The sequence below is a fragment of the Ahrensia marina genome, assembly GCF_042140245.1.
Classification (GTDB): Bacteria; Pseudomonadota; Alphaproteobacteria; order Rhizobiales; family MH13; genus MH13.
The window spans coordinates 3,680,372-3,706,517 of the sequence record NZ_CP159483.1 but is presented as its reverse complement, the minus strand read 5'-3'; the positions used below and the strand labels follow the sequence as shown (position 1 = coordinate 3,706,517).

General features: G+C 57.5%; 25 protein-coding genes. 11 read left to right on the top strand and 14 right to left on the bottom strand.

Features of this window, described 5'->3' with window-relative positions; genetic code table 11:
- The first annotated feature begins 100 nt into the window (after positions 1 to 100).
- The 6 genes from ABWH92_RS17940 to ABWH92_RS17915 all read left to right on the top strand — a co-directional run bounded on the left by ABWH92_RS17940 (position 101) and on the right by ABWH92_RS17915 (position 5,948).
- Positions 101 to 934 carry a GntR family transcriptional regulator gene (locus tag ABWH92_RS17940; protein WP_375570736.1) on the top strand — a complete coding sequence of 278 codons (834 nt, stop codon included), beginning with the start codon at positions 101 to 103 and terminating at the stop codon, positions 932 to 934.
- The gene (gene leuC, locus ABWH92_RS17935) at positions 931 to 2,322 is read left to right on the top strand and encodes a 3-isopropylmalate dehydratase large subunit (protein WP_375570734.1); all 1,392 of its coding nucleotides are present in this window, start codon (positions 931 to 933) and stop codon (positions 2,320 to 2,322) included. The genes ABWH92_RS17940 and leuC overlap by 4 nt, the downstream gene beginning before the upstream one ends.
- Before the next feature lie 2 nt (positions 2,323 to 2,324).
- Positions 2,325 to 2,948, top strand: a complete 624-nt coding sequence (leuD, locus tag ABWH92_RS17930; RefSeq protein ID WP_375570732.1) for a 3-isopropylmalate dehydratase small subunit — start codon at positions 2,325 to 2,327, stop codon at positions 2,946 to 2,948.
- Between the two features lie 75 nt (positions 2,949 to 3,023).
- Positions 3,024 to 4,034, top strand: coding sequence for a TRAP transporter substrate-binding protein DctP (gene dctP, locus ABWH92_RS17925; protein ID WP_375570731.1), 1,011 nt, complete (start codon positions 3,024 to 3,026; stop codon positions 4,032 to 4,034).
- Between the two features lie 70 nt (positions 4,035 to 4,104).
- Complete coding sequence (locus tag ABWH92_RS17920) at positions 4,105 to 4,611, top strand: TRAP transporter small permease (RefSeq protein WP_375570729.1); 507 nt, start codon at positions 4,105 to 4,107, stop codon at positions 4,609 to 4,611.
- Positions 4,612 to 4,637: 26 nt separating this feature from the next.
- Positions 4,638 to 5,948 (top strand): TRAP transporter large permease subunit, encoded by a 1,311-nt coding sequence (locus ABWH92_RS17915; RefSeq protein ID WP_375570727.1) that lies wholly within the window; start codon positions 4,638 to 4,640, stop codon positions 5,946 to 5,948.
- A 6-nt stretch (positions 5,949 to 5,954) separates the two neighbouring features.
- On the opposite strand, the gene ABWH92_RS17910 is transcribed toward ABWH92_RS17915, so the two are convergent.
- From ABWH92_RS17910 to ABWH92_RS17870, 9 genes are all read right to left on the bottom strand, one after another.
- Entirely contained in the window at positions 5,955 to 7,403 is a 1,449-nt protein-coding gene (locus tag ABWH92_RS17910) for an NAD-dependent succinate-semialdehyde dehydrogenase (protein WP_375570725.1), read from the bottom strand.
- A complete protein-coding gene (locus tag ABWH92_RS17905) occupies positions 7,400 to 8,782 on the bottom strand; it encodes an aminotransferase (protein ID WP_375570723.1) in 1,383 nt (460 codons plus the stop codon). The genes ABWH92_RS17910 and ABWH92_RS17905 overlap by 4 nt, the downstream gene beginning before the upstream one ends.
- A complete protein-coding gene (locus tag ABWH92_RS17900; protein WP_375570721.1) occupies positions 8,779 to 9,471 on the bottom strand; it encodes an SDR family NAD(P)-dependent oxidoreductase in 693 nt (230 codons plus the stop codon). Before ABWH92_RS17900 ends, ABWH92_RS17905 begins: the two co-directional genes overlap by 4 nt.
- The gene (locus ABWH92_RS17895; protein WP_375570719.1) at positions 9,471 to 10,256 is read right to left on the bottom strand and encodes an SDR family oxidoreductase; all 786 of its coding nucleotides are present in this window, start codon (positions 10,254 to 10,256) and stop codon (positions 9,471 to 9,473) included. The genes ABWH92_RS17900 and ABWH92_RS17895 overlap by 1 nt, the downstream gene beginning before the upstream one ends.
- A 33-nt stretch (positions 10,257 to 10,289) precedes the next feature.
- On the bottom strand, positions 10,290 to 11,207 hold the full coding sequence (locus tag ABWH92_RS17890; RefSeq protein ID WP_375570718.1) for a dihydrodipicolinate synthase family protein: 918 nt from the start codon (positions 11,205 to 11,207) through the stop codon (positions 10,290 to 10,292).
- Positions 11,204 to 12,334, bottom strand: a complete 1,131-nt coding sequence (locus tag ABWH92_RS17885) for an ABC transporter ATP-binding protein (protein WP_375570716.1) — start codon at positions 12,332 to 12,334, stop codon at positions 11,204 to 11,206. The genes ABWH92_RS17890 and ABWH92_RS17885 overlap by 4 nt, the downstream gene beginning before the upstream one ends.
- A 3-nt stretch (positions 12,335 to 12,337) precedes the next feature.
- Positions 12,338 to 13,165: a carbohydrate ABC transporter permease gene (locus ABWH92_RS17880; RefSeq protein WP_375570714.1), complete on the bottom strand. Its 828-nt coding sequence runs from the start codon at positions 13,163 to 13,165 to the stop codon at positions 12,338 to 12,340.
- Positions 13,165 to 14,064: a carbohydrate ABC transporter permease gene (locus ABWH92_RS17875; RefSeq protein WP_375570712.1), complete on the bottom strand. Its 900-nt coding sequence runs from the start codon at positions 14,062 to 14,064 to the stop codon at positions 13,165 to 13,167. Before ABWH92_RS17875 ends, ABWH92_RS17880 begins: the two co-directional genes overlap by 1 nt.
- 83 nt (positions 14,065 to 14,147) lie before the next feature.
- Positions 14,148 to 15,485, bottom strand: a complete 1,338-nt coding sequence (locus tag ABWH92_RS17870; protein WP_375570710.1) for an ABC transporter substrate-binding protein — start codon at positions 15,483 to 15,485, stop codon at positions 14,148 to 14,150.
- Positions 15,486 to 15,680: 195 nt separating this feature from the next.
- Here ABWH92_RS17870 and ABWH92_RS17865 point away from each other — a divergent pair, with 195 nt between their 5' ends.
- On the top strand, positions 15,681 to 16,574 hold the full coding sequence (locus tag ABWH92_RS17865; protein WP_375570708.1) for an IclR family transcriptional regulator C-terminal domain-containing protein: 894 nt from the start codon (positions 15,681 to 15,683) through the stop codon (positions 16,572 to 16,574).
- A 2-nt stretch (positions 16,575 to 16,576) separates the two neighbouring features.
- Here ABWH92_RS17865 and ABWH92_RS17860 read toward each other — a convergent pair whose 3' ends face one another.
- The 3 genes from ABWH92_RS17860 to ABWH92_RS17850 are packed head-to-tail and all read right to left on the bottom strand — an operon-like array spanning position 16,577 to position 20,292.
- Positions 16,577 to 17,704, bottom strand: coding sequence for an NAD(P)/FAD-dependent oxidoreductase (locus tag ABWH92_RS17860; RefSeq protein ID WP_375570706.1), 1,128 nt, complete (start codon positions 17,702 to 17,704; stop codon positions 16,577 to 16,579).
- A complete protein-coding gene (locus ABWH92_RS17855) occupies positions 17,691 to 19,367 on the bottom strand; it encodes an FAD-dependent oxidoreductase (protein WP_375570704.1) in 1,677 nt (558 codons plus the stop codon). The genes ABWH92_RS17860 and ABWH92_RS17855 overlap by 14 nt, the downstream gene beginning before the upstream one ends.
- A 7-nt stretch (positions 19,368 to 19,374) precedes the next feature.
- A complete protein-coding gene (locus ABWH92_RS17850) occupies positions 19,375 to 20,292 on the bottom strand; it encodes a 3-hydroxyacyl-CoA dehydrogenase NAD-binding domain-containing protein (protein WP_375570702.1) in 918 nt (305 codons plus the stop codon).
- A gap of 110 nt (positions 20,293 to 20,402) precedes the next feature.
- Here ABWH92_RS17850 and ABWH92_RS17845 point away from each other — a divergent pair, with 110 nt between their 5' ends.
- Positions 20,403 to 21,161 carry an SDR family NAD(P)-dependent oxidoreductase gene (locus tag ABWH92_RS17845; RefSeq protein WP_375570700.1) on the top strand — a complete coding sequence of 253 codons (759 nt, stop codon included), beginning with the start codon at positions 20,403 to 20,405 and terminating at the stop codon, positions 21,159 to 21,161.
- A gap of 11 nt (positions 21,162 to 21,172) precedes the next feature.
- On the opposite strand, the gene ABWH92_RS17840 is transcribed toward ABWH92_RS17845, so the two are convergent.
- Positions 21,173 to 22,012 carry a sugar phosphate isomerase/epimerase family protein gene (locus ABWH92_RS17840; RefSeq protein ID WP_375570698.1) on the bottom strand — a complete coding sequence of 280 codons (840 nt, stop codon included), beginning with the start codon at positions 22,010 to 22,012 and terminating at the stop codon, positions 21,173 to 21,175.
- A 116-nt stretch (positions 22,013 to 22,128) separates the two neighbouring features.
- On the opposite strand from ABWH92_RS17840, the gene ABWH92_RS17835 reads away from it, so the two are divergent.
- Positions 22,129 to 23,229 carry an NADH:flavin oxidoreductase/NADH oxidase gene (locus ABWH92_RS17835; protein ID WP_375570696.1) on the top strand — a complete coding sequence of 367 codons (1,101 nt, stop codon included), beginning with the start codon at positions 22,129 to 22,131 and terminating at the stop codon, positions 23,227 to 23,229.
- A 2-nt stretch (positions 23,230 to 23,231) separates the two neighbouring features.
- Positions 23,232 to 23,993, top strand: coding sequence for an SDR family NAD(P)-dependent oxidoreductase (locus tag ABWH92_RS17830; protein ID WP_375570694.1), 762 nt, complete (start codon positions 23,232 to 23,234; stop codon positions 23,991 to 23,993).
- Between the two features lie 2 nt (positions 23,994 to 23,995).
- Here ABWH92_RS17830 and ABWH92_RS17825 read toward each other — a convergent pair whose 3' ends face one another.
- Complete coding sequence (locus ABWH92_RS17825; protein ID WP_375570692.1) at positions 23,996 to 24,946, bottom strand: dihydrodipicolinate synthase family protein; 951 nt, start codon at positions 24,944 to 24,946, stop codon at positions 23,996 to 23,998.
- 41 nt (positions 24,947 to 24,987) lie between these two features.
- Here ABWH92_RS17825 and ABWH92_RS17820 point away from each other — a divergent pair, with 41 nt between their 5' ends.
- Positions 24,988 to 26,127: an NAD(P)/FAD-dependent oxidoreductase gene (locus ABWH92_RS17820; protein ID WP_375570690.1), complete on the top strand. Its 1,140-nt coding sequence runs from the start codon at positions 24,988 to 24,990 to the stop codon at positions 26,125 to 26,127.
- Positions 26,128 to 26,146 lie beyond the last annotated feature (19 nt).

Below are 26,146 nucleotides of genomic sequence, written 5' to 3'. Positions count from 1 at the left end.
GTTCTTCATAGGACAAAAATTTTGTATTTTTTTGAACGGAGTTTCTTGCATTTGAGAAAACAGGCGCTAGGCTTACCTTGATCAGCGCGGAGCTTTGTCAATGGCCCTCAAGCCAACGCCAGACGTGACAGACAGCATTCCTGAAGGTGGAAAGGCGCGCCGCGTTTACCTGCAATTGAAGGATGACATTGCGCGCGGTGTGCTTGAAGACGGCGCGAATTTGCCCGGTGAACATAGGCTTGCGAATACGTATGGCGTGTCACGCGTGACCATTCGCCGTGCATTGGAGGCACTGGCCGGTGATGGGCTGATTGAGAAGCGTGCCGGAAGCGGCTCTATCGTGCGTTCGGGCCGCGCAACACGCCAAACGATTAAAGCCGACATCGCCAATCTTGTTCCGCACTTAGCCGAAATGGGCGCTAAGACTGAAGCCCGTCTCTTGGAGTTTGGCTACCAGCCGGCCAGCTCTGCGATTGCTGATGCACTCGGCCTTGCCGAAGGTGTGCGGATACAACGTGCGGTCCGTGTTCGCTTGTTGGACGGTCAGCCGTTCTCGTATCTGGTAACGCACGTGCCTGAAGACGTGGCGCTCAGCTATTCTGAAGCCGACCTTGCCACGCGCCCATTGTACTCTTTGCTCGAATTGGGTGGCGTGCAGATCGACAGCGCACAGCAATCAGTATCGGCGACGCTTGCAGCTCCAGATATCGCCAGCGCACTTGATGTGCCGACCGGTTCGGCCCTTCTCTCGCTTGAGCGTGTGGTGCGCGATGAGCAAGGTCGAGGCGTTGAACATCTGGCCGCATCTTACCGGCCAGACCGGTACCAGCTCTCCATGTCGCTGGACCGAGTTGGCGATGGCGAAAACCGGCATTGGGAACCGATCGTCCAACTTGAAACTGGCTTGAACGGTTCAGGGCGTGCGGCGCAATGAGCGGCAAAACGCTCTTTGATCGGCTTTGGAGCACCCACGAGGTGTTGCGGCGTGATGATGGCGCCTCGCTTCTCTGGGTGGATCGTCACTTGGTGCACGAAGGCTCGCATCACGCCTTTGGCAAGCTCGCAGCTCGTGAGTTAAACGTTGCCCATCCTGAACTCACCATCGCCGTCAGTGACCACTACGTGCCGACACGAGAGCGTGCATCTGGTGGTGCCAGTGACTCCATCAAACGCATGATTGCAACGCTGGAAACCAACGCCCACGCGCATGGTATTCGCCACTTCGGTCTCAACGACCCACGCCAGGGGATCGTCCATGTCACGGGGCCGGAACAAGGTCTCACACTACCGGGCCTGATGGTCGTTTGTGGCGATAGCCACACCTCCACCCATGGTGCTTTTGGAGCTTATGCCTTTGGCATTGGCGCGACCGAGGTTGCCCATGTTCTGGCGACACAAACGCTCTGGCAGACCCGCCCGAAAACCATGCGTCTCACGTTCAATGGTGTGCTGGCAGATGGTGTGACCGCCAAGGACATGGCGCTGCATTGGATCGCCAGACTTGGTTCTGATGGCGCGCGGGGCCATGCCATCGAATATGCTGGAAGTGCCGTGCGTGTGCTGTCGATGGAAGCGCGGATGACGCTTTGCAATCTTTCCATTGAGGGCGGTGCCAAGTGTGGCGTGATCACGCCTGACGAGACAACGTTTGCGTATCTCAAGGGGCGTCCATTCGCACCGTCTGGTAATCAGTGGGATGAGGCGGTGGACGACTGGCAGTCCTTGGCAAGCGACGCTGATGCAGCCTTTGACCGTGAGATCGAGATAGATGCAGCAGATATCGCGCCGACGGTGACATGGGGCATCGTGCCTGAGCAGGCAGCGCCAATCACCAGCGCCGTGCCTTCCGATGCAGCGACCGATGCACTTGACTATATGGGCTTGAGGCCAGGGCAGTCTCTCGACGGTCTTGCGATTGATCAGGTGTTTATCGGCTCCTGCACAAATGCGCGCATCGAAGACTTGCGCGCAGCGGCTGTGATTTTGGCCGGTCGCAAAGCTAAAGTTCCTGGAACCGTTTCTCCCGGCTCCATGATCGTGAAACGTCTTGCCGAAGCCGAAGGCCTTGATCGCATCTTCACCGATGCCGGTCTGGACTGGGTCGCTTCGGGCTGCTCCATGTGCGTTGCCATGAATGGCGATGTCGTCGCGCCCGGCAAACGCTGCGCCTCGACCACCAATCGCAATTTCCGGGGTCGCCAAGGGCCAGGTGCACGCACGCATCTCATGTCTCCAGCTATGGTCGCAGCCGCGGCTGTGGCAGGCGAACTCACTGACGCACGTCCCTTTCTCAAAGATCGTCCATTGGCGGGAGCGGCCTGATCATGGCGGGTTGGCGAGCATATTCCGGATCGGCCGTGGCATTGCCAATAGATGGCATCGACACTGATCAGCTCATTCCAGCACGGTTCATGTCCACACCACGCACAGAAGGCTATGGCCGGTTTCTGATGCATGATCTGCGCTTTGGCTCCAATGGAGAAGCGTATGCCGAGCATCCGTTGAACCAACACCATGATGCATCCGTTCTTGTGACCGGACGCAACTTCGGTGGCGGCTCTTCGCGTGAGGCTGCCGTTTATGCACTCATCGATTTCGGCATCAAAGCCGTGGTCGCACCCAGTTTTGGTGACATCTTTGCCGGCAATGCGGTCAACAATGGGCTTCTTCCGGCGCGCGTGAGCGAGGATGATTGTGATAAGCTCACAAAAGCTTTGGACAAAGCAGCGCATCCCGCGACTATTGATCTGGACAACAGTCAAGTCACGATCGCTGACCTGACGGTTTCGTTCGCAATCGACCCTGTATGGCGAACCAAACTCATCGAAGGATGGGACGATATCGACCTGACGGCCCAGTACGGAGAAGCCATCGCAACCTTCTCCCAGAAAGATCGGGCAACGCGCGCATGGGCCTATCTGGGCACAGAACCTTCACCACCAAACTAGAACCCAACCGGCGCGCATGCGCCACTTTTCGGACGGTCAACAAGAATGCCGCCGAAACCCAAAAGGAGAGGACCTATGAGAAAAACTCTGATCGTTGGCACGCTTGCCGCATCCACCATGATGGCCAGCGCGGCATGGGCTGAGGAGACCATTACGGCCGTGCACGCGTTTCCTGAAACGCTGATCTACACGCAAAGCTTTTTGTCGTTTGTCGACATGGTCAACGAGGCTGGCGAAGGCGTCATCCAGATCGACGTGCTTGGTGGCCCGGAAGCTATCGGCATGTTCCAGCAGCCTGACGCTGTACGCGATGGCGTGGTCGATATGGTCTACACGCCTGGTTCCTTCTACGGCGGCGCGCTGCCAGAGAAAGATGCGTTGGTGGCCTCCAATCTCACGGCTATTGAAACACGCGAAAATGGTGGCATCGATCTCATCAACGAGATCCATCAGGAGAAGATGGGTCTTTACTATCTCGGTTGGTTTGACTCCGGCGTCACCTACAATCTCTGGTCAGTCAATGAGCCGAGCGTCGACGAAGACGGCAACCTTGTGATCGACGACATCCGCCTGCGCGGTAACGCGGTCTACAACGCCTTCTTCACAGACTATCTGGAAGCCCAGGTGATCGATCTTCCGACTGGGGATGTCTACTCCGCGCTCGAGCGTGGCACGGTGGATGCCACCGGCTGGACGCAAATTGGCCTGATCGATCTGCGCTGGAATGAGTTTCTGAATTGGCGCATCGAGCCGAACTTCTTCTCCACCGATCTTGGCGTGATCGTCAATCTGGAGAAGTGGAACAGTCTTTCGCAGGAAGCCCAGACCATTCTTCAGGATGTTGCCATTGAGCACGAGCGTATGAGCGTTGAAGCCCTACGGGCCAAGCGTGACGAGGACTTTGCAGCTCTTGAAGAAGGCGGCATGCAGGTGTTCTCGCTGGAAGGCGATGCCCGCGCGGCCTATCTGGAAGCGGCCCGCTCCACCACCTGGAACCGGATGCGCACACTGATGGAAGAAAGCCCTCAAGGCGCCGACAATTATGACCGTTTGATCGAGTTGTTCTACGATCCAGCGATGGACTAACGTTCAAAACAGTGGCTGCGGCGTTTGCTTAAAAATGCCGCAGCCGCGCCATCTCGACCAGGTTCCGGATATGGCTCTTCTAACCCGCCTCTATGATCGCTTTGTCGATGCAATGGCGTTGATCGCGGCGAGCATGCTGCTCTGGCTGATGGTCTCGGTGATCACCTCTGTGCTGATGCGCAATGCAGGCATCCAGCCCTTTGCCTGGCTGTTCACGTCAGCCGAATACGCCATTCTCTACATGACCATGCTCGGCGCGCCCTGGTTGGTGCGCAAAAAAGGGCATGTGCATATCGAGCTTGTCACCGCAGTTTTGCCAGCGACATTGCGCCGTCTGTTAAGCCGCGCGGTGGCTGCTGCCTGCGTGGTCGTGTGCTTGATACTCACCTGGAAGGGTATCGATCTGGTGGCAACCAATTTGGAGCGCAATGATTTTGATGTGCGTGCCTACTTCTACCCACGTTGGCTTTTGACCATCGCGTTTCCCATTTCATTTGGGCTGATGGCGATTGAGTTTTCGCGCTTCACGTTTGGTCGTGACCTTCTGCACTCCGGTGAGGCGGGCATTCATGAGTGACGCCAAAAGTCTCGAGGGGGCGCACCATGGAATGGTATGAAGCGCTTGCTCTGCTACTGGGTGCCATCGTGGCGCTTATGGCACTGGGCATGCCCATTGCGCTCGCCTTCCTGGCGGCCAACATCATTGGCGCATGGATTTTCATGGGTGGAGAGCGTGGTGTTGCGCTGCTCCTCAACAATGGTTTGGGCGCGCTAACAAAGTTCGCGCTGATGCCTATCCCGCTGTTCTTGTTGATGGGCGAGGTGTTTTTTCACACCGGCTTGGGCAAGCGCATGTTCAACGCGATTGACCAGTTGCTTGGCAAGCTCCCAGGGCGGCTCTCATATGTCACCGTGCTTGGCGGCACCGGCTTCTCCACACTATCCGGCTCGTCCATGGGGTCCACGGCCTTGCTCGGGTCGCTGATGGTGCCGGAGATGTCAGCGCGTGGCTACAAGAAGAAAATGTCCATAGGTCCGATCCTGGGTACCGGTGGGCTAGCGATCATCATTCCGCCCTCGGCTCTGGCAGTGCTGCTTGCAACCTTGGCGCAGATCGATGTCGGCGCCTTGCTCATCGCTGGCGTTGTGCCTGGCCTCATTCTCGCTGGTCTTTACATCATCGCGATCTTTGTGATGACGCGCATGGATCCGAGCGCCGCACCTGCCTACGAAGTGCCCAGACTATCGGTCGGCGCGAAGCTTGCTCTGGTGATGACCGATGTTGTTCCGATGGTCGGCTTGATGGTGGTCATCGTCACATTGATGATCATCGGTTTTGCCACGCCATCAGAAGCCGCTGCCTTTGGAGCGCTTGGTGCGATCCTGCTCTCGGTGGTTTTCCGGTGCTTCACCTGGGAGGCGATGAAGAAGTCGATCCATGGCGCACTGCGGGTCACGCTGATGGCTTATCTGATTGTCTTTGGCTCAGCGACCTTCTCACAGATTCTCGCCTTCTCAGGTGCCTCACGCGGGCTCATTGGTTGGGCAACTGGGTTCGACCTGGACCCGCTTGTGATGCTGCTCGTCATGTTCGGCGTGTTGCTGACCTTGGGCATGTTCATGGAACAGATTTCCATCATGCTCCTCACTGTACCGATCTTTTTCCCACTGGCCATCAGCCTTGGGTTTGAGCCGATCTGGTTTGCGCTCATCATGCTGCTGGCGTTGGAGATCAGTTTCACCACGCCGCCTTTTGGATTGCTGCTGTTTGTGATGAAGGGAGTTGCTCCGCCGGACACCACGATGCGCGACATCTACGTTGCTGCGATCCCATTCATCGCATGCTCGCTGCTTTTGGTTGGGTTGCTGATCGCGTTTCCCAACCTTGCCCTTTGGTTGCCCTCGCTTGGCTAAGCGCGCTTACAAGCCACCAATGCAGGTGTATTTGGTCTCCAGATAGTCATCGATGCCCTGCCAGGAGCCTTCCTTGCCAAGGCCTGATTCTTTGAGGCCACCAAAGGGAATCTCTGGTGCCACGATCAGCACCTCATTGATGCCGATCAGGCCGTACTCAAGCTTGTCTTGCAGACGGAACGCGCGGGCAAGATCCTGCGTGTAGGCATACGAGGCCAATCCGTAATCCGTGTCATTGGCGGCCTTGATGGCGTCTTCTTCACTCTCAAAGCGATAGACCGGCGCAACCGGGCCAAAAATTTCTTCTGTGGTGACGCGCATGGCTGAGGTCGCGTTACCGATGACCGTGGGTTGATAGAACAGACCACCGCGATCATGACGACCACCGCCGGTGACCAAGTCACCGCCTTTGGACAAAGCGTCCTCGACCAGCTCTTCGATTTTGGAGAGAGCCGCGTCGTCCACCAACGGACCCTGTTCTGAGCCGTCTTCAGCACCAGGCGCCACCTTCATAGCCGAGACGCGTTCAGCAAAAGCTCTGACGAACCGGTCGTAGATGCCTGCTTGCACAAACAACCGGTTGGTGCAGATGCAGGTTTGCCCAGCATTGCGGAACTTCGCGATGATCGCGCCATCCACGGCTTTGTCGAGATCAGCGTCATCGAACACAATGAAGGGCGCGTTCCCACCAAGTTCCATAGACATGCGCTTTACCGTGCTCGACGCTTCAGCAAGCAACTGTTTGCCGATTTCTGTCGAGCCAGTGAAGGTGATTTTGCGCACTTTGGGGTTAGACGTAATCTCGCCGCCGATGGCACGCGCGCTGCCAGTGAGCACGTTCACTACACCTTTTGGGAAGCCGACTTGCTCAGCCAAATGCCCCCACACCAGGCCAGAAAGCGGCGTGGCACTGGCCGGTTTCACCACCACGGTGCAGCCAGCAGCCAGCGCTGGACCGAGCTTGCGGGCAAGCATGGAAGAGGGGAAGTTCCAAGGGGTGATCGCGGCCACCACACCGACCGGATGACGGGTGGTCATCAGCTTGCGACCAGCAATGGGCGAGGGGATGATCGCGCCATTGGTGCGGCGGGCCTCTTCGGCAAACCACAGCACATAGGCGGCGGAGGAGCCCACTTCAGCGCGCGATTCAGCAAGAGGTTTGCCTTGCTCGGCTGTGAGCATCTGCGCCATGTCTTCCAGATTGTCCTGGATCGCATCGTGCAGCTTGCGCATCAACGCCACGCGTTCGCCAAGTGTAAGACCTGCATAGGCGGGAAAGGCGTCATGCGCGGCATCAATGGCGCGTTGCGTTTCAGCTTGGCCAGAGTTTGGAACCGTAGCGATCGTTTCGCCCGTGGCTGGATCGGTCACATCAATGGTTTGGCCGTTGTCGGCTCCCACCCATTGCCCGTTGATCAGGTTCGATTGGCGAACAAGGGATGCGAAATTGCTCATTGAGAAAGAACCTCGTCGGCTGCCGCACGCAGGGTTTGGGCGACAATGGTGATTTCATCAGGTGTGATGCAAAGCGGTGGAGCAAAGCCGACCGTGTTGGCTTCCGGCATGGCGCGCGCGATGACGCCGCGTTGTGTCATAGCTTCCGCGATTTTGGGGCCGACCGTCATGGGCGCGAACCAGTCACGGGTGGCTGGATCAGCAGCAAACTCCACCGCCGCCATCAAACCGACACCACGTACTTCCGCGACATTCGGGTGGCCATCCATAGCGTCCTTGAGCGCTTCTTGGAACACCGGACCCATCGCGCGCGCGTTCTCCACCAAGCCCATATCGTCGATGAGATTGAGGGTAGCGATCCCAGCGGCGGCACTGACCGGATGTGCCGAGTAGGTCCACCCATGGGCGAGCGGACCGAAATCGTCTGTCCCCTGCATCAACACGTCGAAAACGCGCTGTGAGATAATCGAACCGGAGAGCGGTGCATAGGCCGATGTCAGCCCTTTGGCGATGGTCATGAAGTCGGGCTTTAGATCGTAGGTTTCCGAGCCGAACATCTGGCCGCTACGGCCAAAACCGGTCACCACTTCGTCGGCGATCAGCAGAATGTCGTGGCGCTCCAAAACCTCTTGAACACGCCCCCAGTAGCTCTCAGGCGGGGGCATAATGCCACCGGTGCCCATGGCAGGCTCGCCAATGAAGGCACAGATCGTATCCGGTCCCTCGCGCTCGATCATGGCTTCAAGATCACCGATCAACCAATTAACGAAATCCGCCTCGCTCATATCGGCGTCGGGGCGGCGCAGATACTGTGGGCTGTGCGTGTGCAGGAACCCATCGAGCGGTAAGTGAAAACGTGCATGGTAAGACTGTAGGCCTGTCATAGATCCTGACACGATCCCAGACCCATGATAGGCGCGCCAACGGCTGATGATCTTCCGCTTTTCAGGTTTGCCGCGCAGAACATTGTACTGCCAGGCAAGCTTCACATTGGTCTCATTGGCGTCTGACCCTGACAGGCCAAAATAGACCCGCGCCATGTGATCGGGGGCGCGGTCCATGATCATCTTGGCCAGTCGGATGGCCGGTTCATTGCCTTGGCCAGCAAAGGAATGGAAGAAGGCCAGTTTGTGCGCCTGTTCCGAGATTGCATCGGCGATCTCGGTGCGGCCATAGCCAGCGTTGACACAGTAGAGCGCGGCGAAGGCATCAAGGTACCGTTTGCCATCGCGATCTTCGATGTAAACGCCTTCGCCGCCGGTGACGATCCGCCCGGGCACGTCGCCGCGTGCATGGTTGGCGGTGTGCGTCGTCGGGTGGAGAAGGTGGTCTCGATCCCAGGCCGCCAACTCATCATTGATGCGCGGATCAAGGCTCATATCAGGCTCTCCAGGCGGGTGTTGGCCACCAGTTCAGGTACGCTCGCCTGGTTTGGCAGTGCGAGCAGCATAGCGACCAGTCCGGCGACGGTTTCTGGGGTCATGCGGTCAGCTTTCGGTGTTACACTAGGCAGATCGGCAATAAGATCGGTGTCAATAGCGCCGGGGCAGAGTGCTGTGGCGCGCACGCCATCATCCCATGCGGCTTGGCGCACCGCTTGCGTCATCGCCAGCAGCGCATGTTTGGTCATGGCGTAGCCAACCGATGTTCCCGCGCGATACCGTTTGGCATCTGTGGAGGCAATGTTGACCACCCGACCATGACCGCCCGCTTTGAGATGTGGCAGCGTAGCCTTGATCAGGCGGAACGGTGCTTTGACATTGATTGACCAAAGGTCATCCAGATCGTCTTCGTCGCCTTGCTCAAAGTCCACCATACGCAAGATGCCAGCATTATTGACCAGCGCATCAATTTGTCCGTGCTGGGCATGCGTCGCGTCGGCCCAGTTGGTGGCAGACACTGGGTCGGTTGCATCAAAGGGATGCGCTGACACCAGGCCGGAGAAAGCATCAGCTTGGGAAAGGTCCCGCAGTCCCAACGAGACTGTCCAACCGTCATCAAGCAACTTGTGCGTGATAGCAGCCCCAAGGCCGCGCCCGCCGCCAGAGACCATCACCACTTTTTTCATCAGAAGAGCCCCTGATAAACGCCGCCATCATTGACGATGTTTTGGCCAGACATGAAGCCTGCTTGCGCCGAGCAGAGATAGGCAATGAGGTCGCCGCACTCGGATGGGTCGGCAAATCGGCCGGCCGGACAATTGTCCTTACGATCTTGCACAATGGCCTCGTAGGTCGTGTTGCCGCGCTTGGCATGGCCGTGAAGATTGGTGTGCAACGCGTCGGTATCAAACAGACCGGGGCAAACGGTATTGATCGTTACATTGTGTCCGATCAGCTCGCGCACCATGGCCGCCGATGCGCCTGAGAGCGCTAAGCGCGCTGCATGGCTGTGGGCGAACCCGACTTGCGGAAACTTGATGAAGCTCACCGACATGTTGACGATGCGCCCGAAGCCCTGCGCTTTCATGCCAGGCGCAACAGCTTGCATCATTTCAACCGACGACAGGAAATGCACTTCAAGCCAGTAGCGCCAGTCCTCCGCTGAGATTTCATCGTAAGGCGTTGGCACCTGACGCACGCCAGGATTGTTCACCAAAATGTCGGTGGATCTACCGGCGGCGTCTAAGATCGCTGCGCGTCCTTGCTTGTCGTTGAAATCTGCAGCGACGGGAATGGCGTCAACACCGAACTCATCACGGATCGCTTGGGCCGCTTCGCCAAGAGGGCCTTCGCTGCGCGCATTCATCACCACCGACACACCCTCGCGTGCCAGAGAACGCGCCGTCGCCAGGCCAAGCCCGCGGCTTGCAGCGGTCACAATTGCCCGTCGACCTTTCAATCCAAGATCCATCGTCGGTTACTCCTAGCTATGTCTAAGAAGCGGTCAGGCGACCTGCTTGTTGTTTCCAATTAGATCTTCCATGCCAGCCTGAAGCCCTTTGAGGGCGTCTCCAGCAAGCGGGCGCAGTGGCGGACGTGGTACGCCCCCACCAGGGAACCCGAGAAAATTCATCGCAGCTTTGGTCGCTGGATACAGCGTTCTGCCGTCGCTGATGAAAAGCTCAGTCATCGTTTGACCGGTCGCTTGTAAGGCCCAGGCTTCATCCATCGCGCCTGCCTTGGTTTTATGCCAAAGCTGCATGCACTCTTCCCATACATTGGGGAAGCAATCGATATGTCCGTCAGCACCAGCAAGAGCAGCTGCCACTCCAATGGTGGAGGACGGTCCACAGAACACGCGAATACGATCTTTCACCGCGTTCAGTGTCTGATGGAAATTCTGCCAGGCGCCGCTGCTTTCTTTGATGGCAACCACATTGTCGAGATCGGCAAGCTTGTCGGCAATGGCCGGTGTTATGGCGTTTCCGGCATTTCCAGGAATGTTGTAGAGCACAATCGGCAGCGTTGATTTCGCGTCGATGGCGGTAAAATGCTCAATGGTTTCGCTGTCGGAGAGATGGGCAAAGTAGGCCGGCATCACGAGCACAGCATCTGCCCCTGCAGATCGAGCGGCGTCGATCTGCTCGATCACTTCGCCTTCGCGGATGGAGCCGGTGCCAACGATCGCTGGTCCGCGCCCTTTGCACGCCTCAACCGTCAGCTCAGCCAGGCGCTCACGCTCGGCAAACGACAGTGCCCAAAATTCACCGGTGCAACCGGCCGCAACGATACCCGTTGCTCCTGCGTCCAGAAGCCTATTGATATTGCCGACGAAGCCTTCCTCATCCATCGAAAGATCAGCATGAAAAGGCGTGGTGACCGCTGGCATCGGTCCGGTCCAGTCGATGCTGTCTCTGTTCATGGCAGTGCTTTCTGAAGGGCGGGTGAGGGCAGGTCATTGCTGTTGGCAGATGGTGTACGATTAAGGCGTGGACCCTTCGGACCGGGCCCAAACAGGTGCGCATTGCCTGCATCAAAGGACAGAGAGACCGTCTCACCTGGGTTCCATGACTGGGGAGCAGGCACTCGACCCGTTAGGCGTTGGCCGCCTGAAAGTTCCAGAACCACAATGTTTTCGTGGCCTGTTTTCTCCACAACCTGGATGACACCTTTGATAGGCCCGTCACCAATCTGAACATGCTCTGGGCGAACACCAAGACAGGCAGGCCCCGCTGAGGCCTCCTCTCCCAACTGCCCAACGTTCAATGAAACGCCATCGGTCTTGAATAGCCACTTATCGCCTTCGTTGGACAATTCGCCATCCATCAGGGTCATGCCAGGCGTGCCAATAAAGCTCGCAACAAAGCGGTTCGCTGGGGCGGCATAGACTTCGGTCGGCGCAGCGAATTGTTGAAGCTCACCACCCTCCATCACCGCGATGCGATCTGACATGGTCATCGCTTCAAGCTGATCATGGGTCACGTAGACCATTGTTCGACCGAGGCGTCGGTGCAGTTCGACCAGCTCCACGCGCATGTAGCCGCGCAGTTTGGCATCAAGGTTTGAGAGAGGTTCATCAAGGAGGAAGACTTTGGGGTCGCGTACCAAAGCCCGGCCAAGAGCCACGCGCTGTTGCTGGCCACCGGAAAGCTGACGCGGCTTGCGGCCCAGAAGCTCAGTAAGCTGTAGCAATTCGGCAGTGGCCGCAACCTGCGTCTTCTGCTCTGCAGCTGCCACGCCCCGCTTCTTCAACGGGTAAGCAATGTTCTGTGCCACCGTCATGTGCGGGTAGAGCGCATAGGATTGAAACACCATCGCGATGTCCCGCTGGCCTGGCGCGACGTCATTGACCACGCGTTCACCGATGTGAATTTCTCCCGAGGTTGGGAATTCAAGACCAGCCAACATGCGCAGCGTCGTTGTCTTGCCGCACCCTGATGGGCCAAGAAGCGAGACAAATTCACCCTCTTCGATCGACAAGTCGAGACCGTGTACAGCGGTGAACGAGCCGAACTCTTTTCGCACGTTGGAGAAGACCACAGCGGCCATAAACTAACCTTTCACTCCGCCGGCACCAAAGCCGCGCGTTAGATAACTTTGCAGGAAGGCGAAAACGATAATGAGCGGCACGCTCATCATCACTGAAGCCGCCATGAGCAGTGACCACTCAATGTTGAACGACGACACCAGCATGTTCATCACGCCGGTCGTCAGAGGGCGCGCACTGTCCGAGTTCACCAGCACAAGCGCGTAGAGATATTCGTTCCAGCTGAGGATGAAGGTGAACAGAGCCGTTGAAATGATCCCTGGCAGAAGTTGCGGCAGGATCACATCCCAGAAGGCGCCAAGCCGCGAAGCTCCATCCACCAATGCCGCGCTTTCAAGGTCTTCTGGGATGCCCGCCATGAAGGAGCGCAGCAACCAAAGAGCATAGGGCAACGCAAACGTGGTGTAGGCGATGACCAGGCTAAAGATGGTGTTGGCCAGGCCAAGGTTCACCAGAAGCAAGTAGAGCGGGATGATCAGCACCACGGAAGGAAGCAGATAGGTAAAAAGCACCAAAAACGCGAGCGTTTCCCGGCCACGGAACTTGAAGCGAACAAGGCTGTAGGCACCCAGTGTGCCAATCGCGACCACCACAAAGGTTGTGACGGTTGAGAGGATGACCGAGTTGCGGAAATAGGTGAGGAAATTCGTGCGCTCCAGCAGGTGCCAATAGTGCTCAAAGGTCCACGTTTCAGGCAACATGGTTGGCGGGCGGCGGAACAACTCAAACCCAGGTTTAACCGACGTTACCAGCATCCAAAACAATGGGAATGCGACGGCCAGAACGATGGCCCAGGCGAAGATGTTGAACGCAAACTTTCTGACAAAAGACATCAAGCATCCTCCTCAGTGCGCGTACGGCGGATGTAGACGATCATGAACACCAGCATGATCAGCATCATCACAACCGCAAAGGCTGACGCCATGCCCATATCATTGAGCGCAAAGGCTTCTTGATAGACCAGAAGCGGCAGGGTCTGAGTGTCGCTAAGAGGCCCTCCACCTGTGAGCAGGAAGATCAGATCGAACTCTTTAAAGTCCCAGATCGCCCGCAAGAGGATGATGACAACCAGGACGTCGCGCAACTGTGGCAGCGTCACATCAAAGAAGCGGGCAATCGGCCCGGCGCCGTCAATCTTTGCGGCCTCGTAAAGCGCATCAGGGATCGTTTGGAGACGAGCCAGCACCGCGATCACCACGAAAGGAAAGTATTTCCATGCGCCAACAAGGATCACTGAGATCATCGCATTGGGCATAGTACCCAGATAATCCATCGGGAACTCGATCAGCCCAATGGTGATCAGGAAGTGATTCATGATCCCGTAAAGATCATTGAACAGCCACTTCCAAACCAAGACGGCAACCACGGTGGAGATGAAATAGGGAAACAGGATCAGCGAGCGCGCCAAGCTGCGAAACCAAATGTTTTGGTGGAGCACTAGGGCCATACCGACGCCAAACACAATTTGCAGCGTTAGCGTGCCGATGGTCCAGATAAGCGTGTTACCCAGGGCGTTCCAAAACGCACCCGTTTGCAGCAGCTCCACATAGTTGGCAAAGCCAACGAATCCGCCTTCGAGCGTGGGTGTGAAGATGTTGAAAAAGGACAGGTAAATCGCTGAGAGCAGCGGATAGACGATCACCGAGCCGAACACGATAACCGTTGGTGCGATCAGCATCACGCCGAGCATCGCATAGCGCTTTTCAAGCAGTGTTTTTGGAGCGGTGGACATTGAGTTCTTTCAAAGGGCCATCAACCGCCCCTCAGCGTCAGCTGAGGGGCGGTTAAGCCTTGCGACAAGGTGATATGATGCGGCTAGCCGTTAACGATTGCTTCAATAGCCATGGACGCATCGCTCAACGCGGTATCGACATTGTCGCCGTTGAGCACAACCTTCTGCACCAGATCAGAGATGACATTGGAACCAATGATCTCGCCGGCTTTCTCATTGGAAGCGTGTTCTGCGCTTTCATAACCAAGGTTGAAGCCACCAGCGGCTGACTCGGCCATGAGCTCGACTTCTGGTGCGTACTTCTGAATGATGTCGTTGTCCTGGTACATCGGATCATTGTTGATCGACTGCAACACCGGCAACACGTGTCCTGGTGCGGCATGCAGCTGTTTGATGTAGCCTTCCGGATCGAACAAGAACGCTGCAAACTGTTTGGCGGCATCAATGTTTTGAGACTGTGCGGGGATAAACACCGATGGGAAGTCGTTGAAGGTCCATGGCGCGACATCGGTGGAGATGCGCGGATAGCGTACACAGGTCACGCTGTCGGCGATGCCTGGATTCTGGTTGTTGACGTTGGCCAGAACCCGACCGGTGTAGATACCTGTGGCAGTTGCACCCGATACAAAGGCTGTCAGGCTCTCGCCCCACGAATAGTTGGTTGCTCCTGGAGGGCAGAATTCACGCATTTCGCGGTAGAATTCCAACGCGTTGCGCGTGCCTTCATTGTCGATGGCAACCTCCAGGTCAGGTGAGAACACCTGGCCGCCAGCCTGATGGATGAAGCCGATGAAGATCAGCGAGGTCATGGAGTTGCGACCGTAGGGCAGCGGTGCACCAAACAGACCACCGGTTTGCATCGCAGAAACAGCGGCACGAAGCTCGTCCCAAGTCTCAGGCGCGCTATCGATGCCAGCTTCTTCCATCAAATCCTTACGAAGCCACAGCATGTTCGCGGCCGAGTTACCGATGCCGGTACCGCAGTAGTTGCCATCCGCCGCGCGATACACATTGTTGGCGCCGGGGAAGTAGTCGTTGGTGCCGATGGCTTCGATCACATCATTGAACGGCACCAAAAGATCATTGGCGTAATAGGACTGGACCGCAAACGATGGCAGGTGGGTGACGATATCGGGCACTTCACCGGATGAGAACGCAGCGGCGAGCTGTGGGGCATAGCCTTCATCTGACGTTGTCTCGAACTCAACGCGGATACCCGTGGCCGCTTCGAAGTTGGCAATTTGCAGCTCATAGGCTTCAACCTGAGCTGGCGCCGCCTGAGGGGACCACCAACGCAGTGTAACATCGCTCTGCGCCCGTGCGATGCTGAACGGCATGGCGGTCATCGCCGTGGTCGCAGCCAAGCCCTTCAAGGCTGTTCGGCGTGAGATGCCCATCTTGCTGTCGTTTTTATCGGTCACGTTGAAGTCTCCCATTTCTTCAAAAAGTTCACATAGCGAACGCTTGTGCGATAATTGACCGATATGGGGGTGTGCGCAAGTGTTTTTCCGCAATTCTTTGTCTGCCCGTTGCACAAGCAGTGTGTTAGGCAGACATTTGTGCGGAATCGGTCCTTTCTTTATGGACCAAGAACTAATGATGATGAGTGAGGTGTCATGGCCGGTAAGCCAAGGGACAAGGCGACTGGTGACAGTGCAGGTGCAGTAAAGCGCAGATCAAAGGCTTCTGATGCGCCGTCTGGATTGATGACGGCTGCTCCCGACGAGATAGATGAGAACGGCGAAAACGCGCCCAACTCACGCGATTACGTCAGTTCTCTGGCGCGTGGCCTGGATGTACTTCGTGCATTTAATAGAACGCGGCGTAAAATGACCCTGTCCGAGGTCGCCGCAGAGACCGGAAACACCCGTGCTGGGGCGCGCAGAATTCTTTTAACTCTGGTGCGTGAAGGCTATGCCGTGGCCGATGGGCGGTTGTTTGATCTGACCCCACAAGTGCTTGAGCTCGGTTTTTCGGTGCTGTCATCAAAGGGCACCTGGGATATTGCCCGCCCTTTCATTGAGCATCTGTCGGAGGAAACGCGCGAGAGTGTCTCGGCCGCGATCCTGGACAATTTTGATGTTGTCTATGTCAGCGGCACACAGTTTCATCGCGTGATTAGCGTGGGCATCACCGTTGGACGGCGTTTTCCTGCCCATGCCACCGCTACGGGTCGTGTTCTGTTGGCGGGTCTGCCCGAGGATCAGTGGCTTGGCATGCTCCAAAGTATCCCGTTGACGCGTATGACAGACCGAACGGTCACGGACCGGGGTGAGTTCCGAAAGATCCTGGAGGATGTGCGTGAGAAGGGCTGGTCTCTTGTTGATCAGGAGTTGGAAACAGGTCTGATGTCCATTGCCGTGCCCCTCTACCTTTCTTCTGGTGTGATGGCTGGGTCGATCAATGTCGGCGTCCCAACCTTGCGGATGACCACTACGGAAATGGAGGATTTCATCCTGCCAAAACTGCAGGAAACAGTCGGAAAAATCTCGCAAGCGCTGCGCCGGTAGGCTCAAGCAGCGAAGCGGTCTGGCGAAAAGCGCTCTATGTCCATGGTTGGCGTTTGGCCATGGGCAATCTCCGCTGCCATTCGCCCAACCAGCGGCCCAAGGGTGTAGCCAGCATCCCCGGGTATGGCCATCACGATCCTTTCCGATTGGGGTAGCCGCCCAACAACCGATGCCCCGTCAGTGGTAGTGTTCATGCCAGCCCATGTGCGGATGATGCGTAAGCCAGTGATACCGGGCACAAGCTTGGCGGCCAGCGCTACATTGCCCAACAATGAAAACGATTGAACGCTGGGCGGGTTCACTTTGCCACGGCTTTTTGCCGGCCAACCGCCCCCAATCACGATCTGCCCCGACCCGAACTGTTTCAGCGTTATGGAGCGTTCGGCATGCTGCACAAGGTGGTGAATGGCCGGTGCGCCTGCCTCAGTAATGTTCATATGGAGTGGTTCAGCCTTCGACGGAATGGTGATGCCAAAAGGCGCCACCAAATCTCCTGACCCCCAGGCGGCTGCCAGAACACTTTGGTCAGCGCGAAAAACGCCTTTGCTCGTGATGGCCTCAATACCGTCCGTTTGTACCTCAATCCGTCGAACGCATGCGGTATGGCGCTCCACGCCAAGCTGCTTTGCCAAAGCCTGCAGCTTGGCATTGGCGATCAGTGGGTTGAGCTTGCCTTCATCCTTGCAGAGTTCAGCGCCAACGATTTGTCGGCCCAGCCATGGGGCCACCGCATCAAGCGCTGATCGGTCAAGAATCTCCACCGATAAACCTTTGCTGGATTCGCGTGCGGCCTTGGCTTCCAGAAAAGCCAACTGTTCGTGGCTTTCGGCCAGCATCAGACCGCCTTCACGGATCAGGTCTAGTCCGCCGAGCTGCTCATCCAGACGGGCCCATTCTTCGGCAGCTTCGCGGTAGAAAGGTAAAGAGGCTTCCACATTGGGAACCTGGTCGGGGTAGAGGCGCATAAAGCGGCTCTGCATCTGCACATGCAGTGACCCTGCATTGGCATCTGACCCAGCGTTTGTTCCTGCATCGAGAACTGTGACCCGCGCACCTTGCTTGGCAAGGGCAATAGCGGCGACGGTCCCAGTGATGCCCCCGCCGATGACAAGCGTGTCAATCGCTGTCATCGGCTGCCTCGTCCATCACCTCTTGAGCGGCCAAGATGGCTGAGATTGCGACAGGCTTGATTGGCACCCGTGGTGCAAAGAAGCTGAGATCTTCGATTGGTTTGCCAGTTGCGTCAGAAACCATCCGCGCGGCAATTGGGCCGCAATAGCGTCCTTGGCAACGGCCCATACCAACGCGAGTTGCGCGCTTTAATGTGCCCACGTGACCCGGTTCCGTCGAAAGCCCATCACGAACATCGCCGAGCGTGAGCTCTTCGCACCGGCAGATAATCGTCTCATCGGGCAATGGCGCCGTGTCTTGTGGGGCGATGTCATACAGTTTCCAAAGCTTGCTTTGGAATGTGCGGTGTTTGCTGAGCGTGTGAAGTTTTGCTGCTAAGCCCTCGCTATTCCCGTGACCTGTGGCTGCCGCGGCCCAAGCGCCAGCGATCTCGCCTTCGATCCGCGCGGCTGGTGCACCTCCAAGGCCGGTGCAGTCACCAATTGCGTAGAGGCCAGAAACGCTGGTTTCCATGCGCTCACTTTTCTGGCACCGCAGATGCCCCATCGCCTTGTCGTAGTGCATCTGAGCACCAAGAAGGCGTAGGATTTCGTTTTGCGGCTCAAAGCCTGCATTCATGCAAAGCGCATCGATTTGCACTGTCTCTTCGCGGCCTGAGCGTCTGCGGAACGTTGCCGCAAGACCAACCTTCTCTTTGACGACGGCAATAAGCTCAGCCCCATTGTGTACCTTGATGCCGTGCTGCCGCAGACCAGCCAGCATGCCAAGCCCTTGCGCCGTCAACTTGGGGTCAGCGGCTGCCATTGCTAATGCCGTCAAAGGCTTGGCCGTGGCAGGTGGTGCGCGCTCGGCGAGGTAAACAATCTCTGCTCCGCCTTTGGCCAGCTCCAACGCAACTTGCACATTCAAGGGACCAGAGCCGCAAACAGCAACACGTTTGCCAGGCAAGGTTTGGTAGCTGCGCCACAGCGTTTGGGCAGCGCCCGTCGTCATCACGCCTGGCAGTGTCCAGCCTGGGACAGTGACGGGGCGTTCATAGGCACCAGTCGCGACAATAGCTGTTTTCGGCGTTGCGATGAGAGGGGCACCATGGTGATGGCCAAAAAACTGGAGGTCATCAAACGCCCCCCACAGTTCCACGCCTGACATCAGCTGGGCACCTGCGGCTTTGGCTTCGCTCACCAAGCGGGCGCCATCACCCTGCTGTTGATCGAGGATCGTGCCGTTGGCTGCCTGCTTGTAGTACTGCCCACCAGCAACCTTGCGTTCATCCAGCACGACAACGGAGGCACCTGCCGAGGCCGCTGCAATGGCTGCCGATAAGCCTCCAGCGCCTCCACCTATAATGAGGACGTCAGGCGATAAGCGAAGTGCTTCACCGTGAGATGAAGACGGGGTCTCGCCAAACTCAGGCAGCGCCACTTGCCGGCGAACCTTCATCCCTTCCTCAGCAAGTGTCATGCAGGCGCGTTGATTGGGCTCTCCATTGATGGTGACAAGACAATCCTGGCAGACACCCATGCCGCAGAAGACGCCACGTTCATCCTCGTTGGCGGTTTCCCGGAACGCGCGAATGCCCGCCTGGGTCAACGCTGCGGCCACGCTCTGACCATCCCGCGCGGGGATATCCTGGTCTTCAAAGCGAAAGGTTTTGTCGATCATTGAAGGATCAGTACTGCATCAGCTTATCGCGTGCGGCAACAAGGTGTGCCACCGCCCGGGCACGCCACTTTGCTCGATCGGCCAGTTTCTCCGCCGGGACCGCCTTCCGCCTTTGTGTGTCGACGCTTTCGACCAGAGCATCACTCCACTCCACCGTTTCGCCACGGGCCTCGCCGATACGTTTATACGCTGGTCCCATCCGGGCGGCGTGCGCCTTGATGCCGCCGGGCGTGTTGAGTTCAGCGGTTTCAAACGGGCCGGAGAGTGCCCAGCGCGGACCAAGGCCCATACGCATGATCGCCTCGATCCCAGCGACGTCCGTGACGTCTTCGTTGATTAAGCGATAGGCTTCACGAAGCACCGCCCCTTGCAGACGATTCAATACGAACCCTTCGATCTCGTGGTTCAATTGAACAACCTCAAAACTTGCCGCACCAAAGAGGCTCGCTGCGCTTTTGGTTGCTGTTGGATCTGTGCCTGGTGCGGGCACAAGCTCAATGACGCGCAGGACAGCTGGCGGATTGACTGGATGGGCGACGAGGCAGCGTCTTTGTTGTGAGGTGTCAGGTAAGATCTGCGAGATTGTGATCGCCGACGATGCAGTGGCTAGGATTGTGTCTTTACCCGCCTGCGCCAAAAGGTCGGCAAAAATGGCTTGTTTGGTCTCAAGCTTTTCTGGGCCGCATTCGATAACCAAATCGGAATGCTCAAGCTGCTCGCCTGGATGATCAACGACGCTCACCTGTCCGGTTCCAGCACGTGAAAGGCCAGCCATCTCGATGGCCTCTTGCTGCACGATCAAACCAGCATCTGCGGCGCTACGGCGCTCATTGTCTGGGTCAGCGAGCGTCACACTAGTGCCTGCATCAGCAAAGGCCGCAGCGAAAGAGACGCCGATAGAGCCTGCGCCTAGAACCGTTATCATGGGTGATTTTGGCGATTTGTCTTGCATGAGTTCACATAACGCACAAGTGTGCGGAAGAGGCAATCAAGAATTGAACGCTGATACGTGCATCAGTGTTGGAGGGTTTTGGCATGGAAAACAATCACACGCTTGAGGGGCGCTGCGCTGTTGTCACCGGAGCGGCGGTTGGGCTGGGGCGCGCCATTGCTGACCGCTTGCACGAAGCTGGTGCAAGGATCATCGCGGTAGACCTGCCCGGTATGATTGGTGATGTGCCCAAAGCTTGGCACGGCGTTGGGATTGATTTGGCAACCGATGAAGCTGATGCAGCCCTTTCGGCATTGGCATCGCAGCTTGGCATGGTTGATATCGTCGTCGCCAATGCTGGCTTGGTTCCGCCCTGGCGCGGCATGGAGGCGTTGGATCGGGCTGAATGGGATCGCGTCATGCGCGTCAATGTCTGGGGTGTGGCGGCCACGATAGGTGCTTTTGCTGGTGCACTGCAGGATTCCGGACACGGGTCGGTTATCGCGATGGCCTCGATCAACGGCTACAAAGCACACCCTCAGCAAGTGCTTTATACAGCCTCCAAACATGCCGTGATTGGGGTGGTGCGTGCGGCCGCCCTGAACCTTGGACCGCGCAACATACGCGTTAACGCTTTAGCACCAGGGCCTATCGCGACTGAGGCTTTGAAGGGTAGAGTAGAAGCGCGCCATCAGACAGGCGGACCATCTCCGGATGAAGCGCTGCAAGCTTTGGCCAGTGAGTCCGCTTTGGGCCGCCTCGCCACGCCAGGAGACGTGGCGAATGCGGCCCATTTTTTGGCGTCAGACGCCTCGGGGGGAATGACGGGAGTCGTTTTGCCGGTTGAAGCGGGTTTGGTTTAGGGTCGCGACCCTTAGCTGCGCGCGGCCCATCCATTGGCAGCCAAAATATCGTGGCTGGCTTTAATGTCGCCGTCAGGATCAGCGCCTTCAGCCAACGCATCGGTGATGATCTCCAGCACGGTCACACCGCTATAGCCGATATCGTTCAGCGCTTTGGCCGCAGGGCCGGGCTCAACCATACCGGTTCCAAGCTTTGCGTGTTTAAAGTCGTCATAGCCTGAGTCCGAGATGTGAACGTTCTTCACCAGGCTGCCCAGCATACGGATCGCTTCGGCTGGGTCTTCCTTGATGAAGGCGCTGTTGCACACATCGAAGTTCACGCCGACTTCCGGACCGATCAGCGCAGCGGTATCGACCATATCCTTGGCCGTTGGCAGGTAGGTGAACGGCACGTTTTCCAGAAGCAGCTGAACGCCAGTGCCTTTGGCATAGGCAACCAGTTCCTTCATGCCTTCAACAAACCAGTCCAGCATCCATTGGTGGGGTGGATTGATGAGGCTGTTCACGGGGCCAGGAATGGCCACAACATAGGGGCATTCCAGTTCGGCAGAAAAGTCGATGGCCTCTTTGTAGCGGTCCAGCGTGTAAGCACGCATCAGCCGGTCAACGCCGTTTGGATTGTTGTCGAGCAATGGATAGCAGAAGCTGCTGACATGTCCGCCTTCGCCATTGAGCCACGCCTTATACTCTTTGCGATCCCGCACAGTCAGCTCACGTGGCCAGCAGTGTGGCGGAAAGATCATCAGCTCATACGTGTCATAGCCAAGTGATTTCAGATGCTTCAGCGCATCCAGGCCACCATGAGAGTAAAGGAAGGGGAAGGTGCTGGCGGCGACTTTAAGCTGCGACATGGACGGACCTTTCTGCTTGTCTGCTTTTCCGCGCCATGTTCAAATAGCGCACACAAGTTACTATAACGCACGATTGGCATCGATCAATCGCATTTTCCAACAGGTTCAAGGTCTCCATGTCCGCTCAACTGTTCACACCCTTCCAACTGGGCGGGATTACCGTGCCCAATCGCGTTGTCGTTTCGCCAATGTGCCAATATGCGGCCACCGATGGCGTGCCTGGCCAATGGCACCTGGCCCATCTGGGCCAGTTCGCCATGTCGGGTCCTGGAACTGTATTCGTCGAGGCGACAGGTGTTGAGCCGAACGGGCGTATCACGCCGGGCTGCACTGGCCTTTACGACGATGAGTGCGAAGACGCCTTTGCCTCCATCGTTGCGTTCATGAAGTCGGTTGCTGATGTTCGAGTTGGCATTCAACTGAGCCATTCCGGCCGAAAGGGCAGCACGGTCGCACCCTGGGAAGGTGGTGGCTTGATTGAGGGAGCGGGCAGCTGGGTCACTGACGCACCGTCTGCTGTTCCCTATCTGCCAGGTTGGCCCGAACCACGAGCCATGGATGAAGCCGCGATGGAACGGGTATGCAATGCGTTTGTGGACTCAGCCCGGCGCGCGGACCGTGCAGGGTTTGATATGGTCGAGCTGCATGTGGCCCATGGTTATCTGTTGCATGAGTTTCTCTCACCCATCACCAACACACGGCAGGACCACTATGGTGGTTCGCTGGAAAACCGGATGCGCTACCCGCTTGAAGTCTTCAAAGCGGTGCGGGCTGCTTTTCCAGCGGAAAAACCTGTCATGGTGCGCCTTTCGGCGACTGACTGGATCGAAGGGGGATGGGATCTGGAAAGCTCCATCGTCTTTGCCCAAGCTCTGAAAGAGGCCGGATGCGATGCACTGGATGTGACTTCGGGCGGACTTGATCAGCGACAGCAGATCACCACCGGCCCAGGCTACCAGGTTGGGTTTGCTGAAACGATTCGGCGAGAGGCAGACATGCCTGTTATGGCGGTTGGCCAGATCACCGATCCCGTGCAGGCCGAGACGATCATAGCCACCGGGCAGGCCGACCTGGTCGCGTTGGCACGCGGCATGCTGTGGGATCCACGCTGGACTTGGAAAGCAGCCGTAGCACTGGGCGCCGAGATCGCGCTGCCAGCACCCTATGCACGCTGCAATCCAGCGCTTGCGGCCACCCCCTTTGTCAAACGGAGCTGATCATGGCTGAGCTAACCGGAAAAACGATTGTTGTCACAGGCGCCTCAAAAGGCATTGGCGCCGCAACCGCTAGAGCGATGATTGAAGCAGGTGCAACTGTGATCGCCCACTACGGAGGCGATCGATCAGGGGCAGAGGCCGCCACCGACGGTCGGGCGCACCTGGTTCAAGCCGATTTTACAGACATGAAAGCTGTCGATCGTTTTTGGGATGAGACAATTGAGCTGGCGGAAGGGCGCGTCGACGTGTTGGTCAACAATGCAGGCATCATGCGCCAAACCGGCGGCTTTGCTGACCCAATCGATGAGTGGGATACCGTTTGGACCGAAGCCATTACGGTCAATGTGCACGCGCCAGCGCGTCTCATGCGTCACGCGGTGCGTCGATGGCTGGATGCTGACGAGAAAGGCGCAATTGTTGGGATTGGCAGTTGGGTTTCCACCCGAGGCACGTCTCATCCTGGCGCAATTGCCTACGCTGCATCCAAAGCCGCCATATCCGCTGCGACCAAGACAGTCGCGCGAAACTACGCTGCCAAAGGCATTCTCGCGTATATCATCGCACCGGGTGTGGTGCGCACGCAGATGTCTGTCGATACGGCTGCCAAGCTTGGCGGAGAGGATGCGGTTACAGCGACCCTACCGATGGGCGAATGGGTGCCGCCGGAAGATATCGCTGAAACAGCAGTTTTTCTGGCGACTGGTCGTGCCCGGCATCTGACGGGTGCGACCATCGATCTGAATGGTGCGGCCTATATCCGTTGACCTCACTCTGCAGCCACCGATCTGTCTTCAATAGTGTCAACGATCTGCTCCAGCTCTTCCATCAAGGGTACCATTCGCGCAACGCGCTCCCGCCCTTCTTTGCCAAGGCTTTCGAACGTTGTGATGGGCGCACGAACGTCGCCAACTGGATATCCAGCCGCGGCAGCGAGCGCCTTCGAGTAGCATTGATGGCCGTAGAGAGGATGACCTTGTGTGATGATCGTGTCGAACTTGCTGATCACCGATTGCACGGCTTGCACATCGTCCCAACGACCTTGTTCCGCCCATTCGACGAACTTTACAGAAGCGCGCGGGATGTAGTTGCCATAGGGGTTCACATAACCCTTGGCGCCCATCTTATAGCTCTCAAGAACGCGTTGCCCGGCCCAGACATTCATCAGCCCGTCGCTCTCGACGATGATGTCGTGAATGCGTTCGATGCGCTGGCTAGCCTCTTTAATATAACGGATCTGATCGAAGCTCTTGGTGAGCCTGCCAACCAGTTTGGCGCTCATATCCACGTTCGAGGTGAAGGGGTTGTTGTAGAGCATGATTGGCAGATCGCAGGCATCACAGATCGCCATGTAGTAGTTGAAAATCTCATCATCGGTCGGAGTGTAATAGTAGGGCGGGATGATCATCAGCCCGTCGGCACCGAGGTCCTCGGCTTGCTTGGAATAGCGCACCGCGTTGGGCGTGTAGGCGTTCATCGTGCCAACCCAAACGGTGATGCGTCCGTTGATGTACTTGACCGTGTGAGCGACGAATTGTTCGCGCTCCTCGTCGGTCATGGTCAGGAACTCACCGGTCGTACCCAGAACAATGATGCCCGGCACGCCGCACGCCATCTGCCAATCCAGGAACTTCTCCCAGGCAGCATAGTCAATGGCACGTCCGCCTTCGGTGAAGGGTGTAACCGTCACTGTGTGACTGCCGGAAAAACTCTTGCTCATAGTGTCCTCATTGGATCGAAGCGGAAAGGGATGCTGCACTGATGGCAGATCGTTTTGATGTGGTTGTGATCGGCGGTGGCATCACGGGGTTGATGACCGCTTGGAACCTTGCTGAAGCTGGCGCTTATGTTGCGCTGCTGGAAGCTGGCGATCTTGGCACGCAGGCGTCCGGTGCCAATGCCGGGTCGCTGCATCTGCAAATCCAGTACCCTGAGTTTGCCGCTTACGGAGAAGAGTGGGCGCGAGCCTACGGTCCGTGTCTTGGCTTTTTGAAAGACTCGCTGGCTCTGTGGCAGGAGCTTTCGGATCGTGTTGGTGAAGATCTGGACGTCAAGCTTGGTGGTGGTGTTGTTGTCGCGCAGACAGATGCCCAATTGGAGACTATCGCCCGGAAGGCCGCGATTGAAGGCGCGCATGGCGTCGAGACAAAAATGCTCTCCCGCGATGAACTGCAGGCGCTTGCCCCATACTTGTCGGACAAAGCGATTGGAGGCGGGTACTGCCCGATGGAGGGCAAGGCGAACCCGCTGCGTGCGACCCCCGCTGTTGCAGTTGCTGCCCAAAGTGCGGGCGTTACCATTCACTGCAACACCAAGGTCGCAGGCATCGTCAAAGAACCTGAGGGTTTTGAGATCGTAACGTCGTCCGAGTCGTTTCGCGCTAAGCGCATTGTCAATGCAGCTGGCGCTAAGGCTGGTACGATTGCTGCCATGCTCGGCGTGAACATCGAGATCGACGGGTTTCCGCTTCAAGTCACGGTCACTGAGCCAGTCGCGCCGTTGATCCCGCACCTTGTCTATTCGGCAGCCGGAAAGCTCTCGCTGAAACAGGCCGCCAATGGCGGCTGCATCATCGGCGGCGGATGGCCTGCCGCCCGCCGAGGCGACGGAACGCTCGCCACCGACCCAACGAGTCTTACCGGAAACATGAGCGTGGCAGCCGGTGTGGTGCCCAAGCTTGGCGCGATGCGTGCCGTTCGCAGTTGGACGGCATGGGTGAACGGCACGCCGGACTGGCGCCCGATCCTGGGTGAAGTGCCCAGCTGCGGAGGTTTCTTCCTGGCGCTCTTCCCATGGGTGGGGTTCAGCGCGGCCCCAATGACGGCGCAGCTCACTGCAGAATTGGTTCTCGGCAAGCGACCAAGCACCCCGTTGAAGGGTATCTCGGTGCTTGCTGACTGACGGCCATGCCCAAGACACG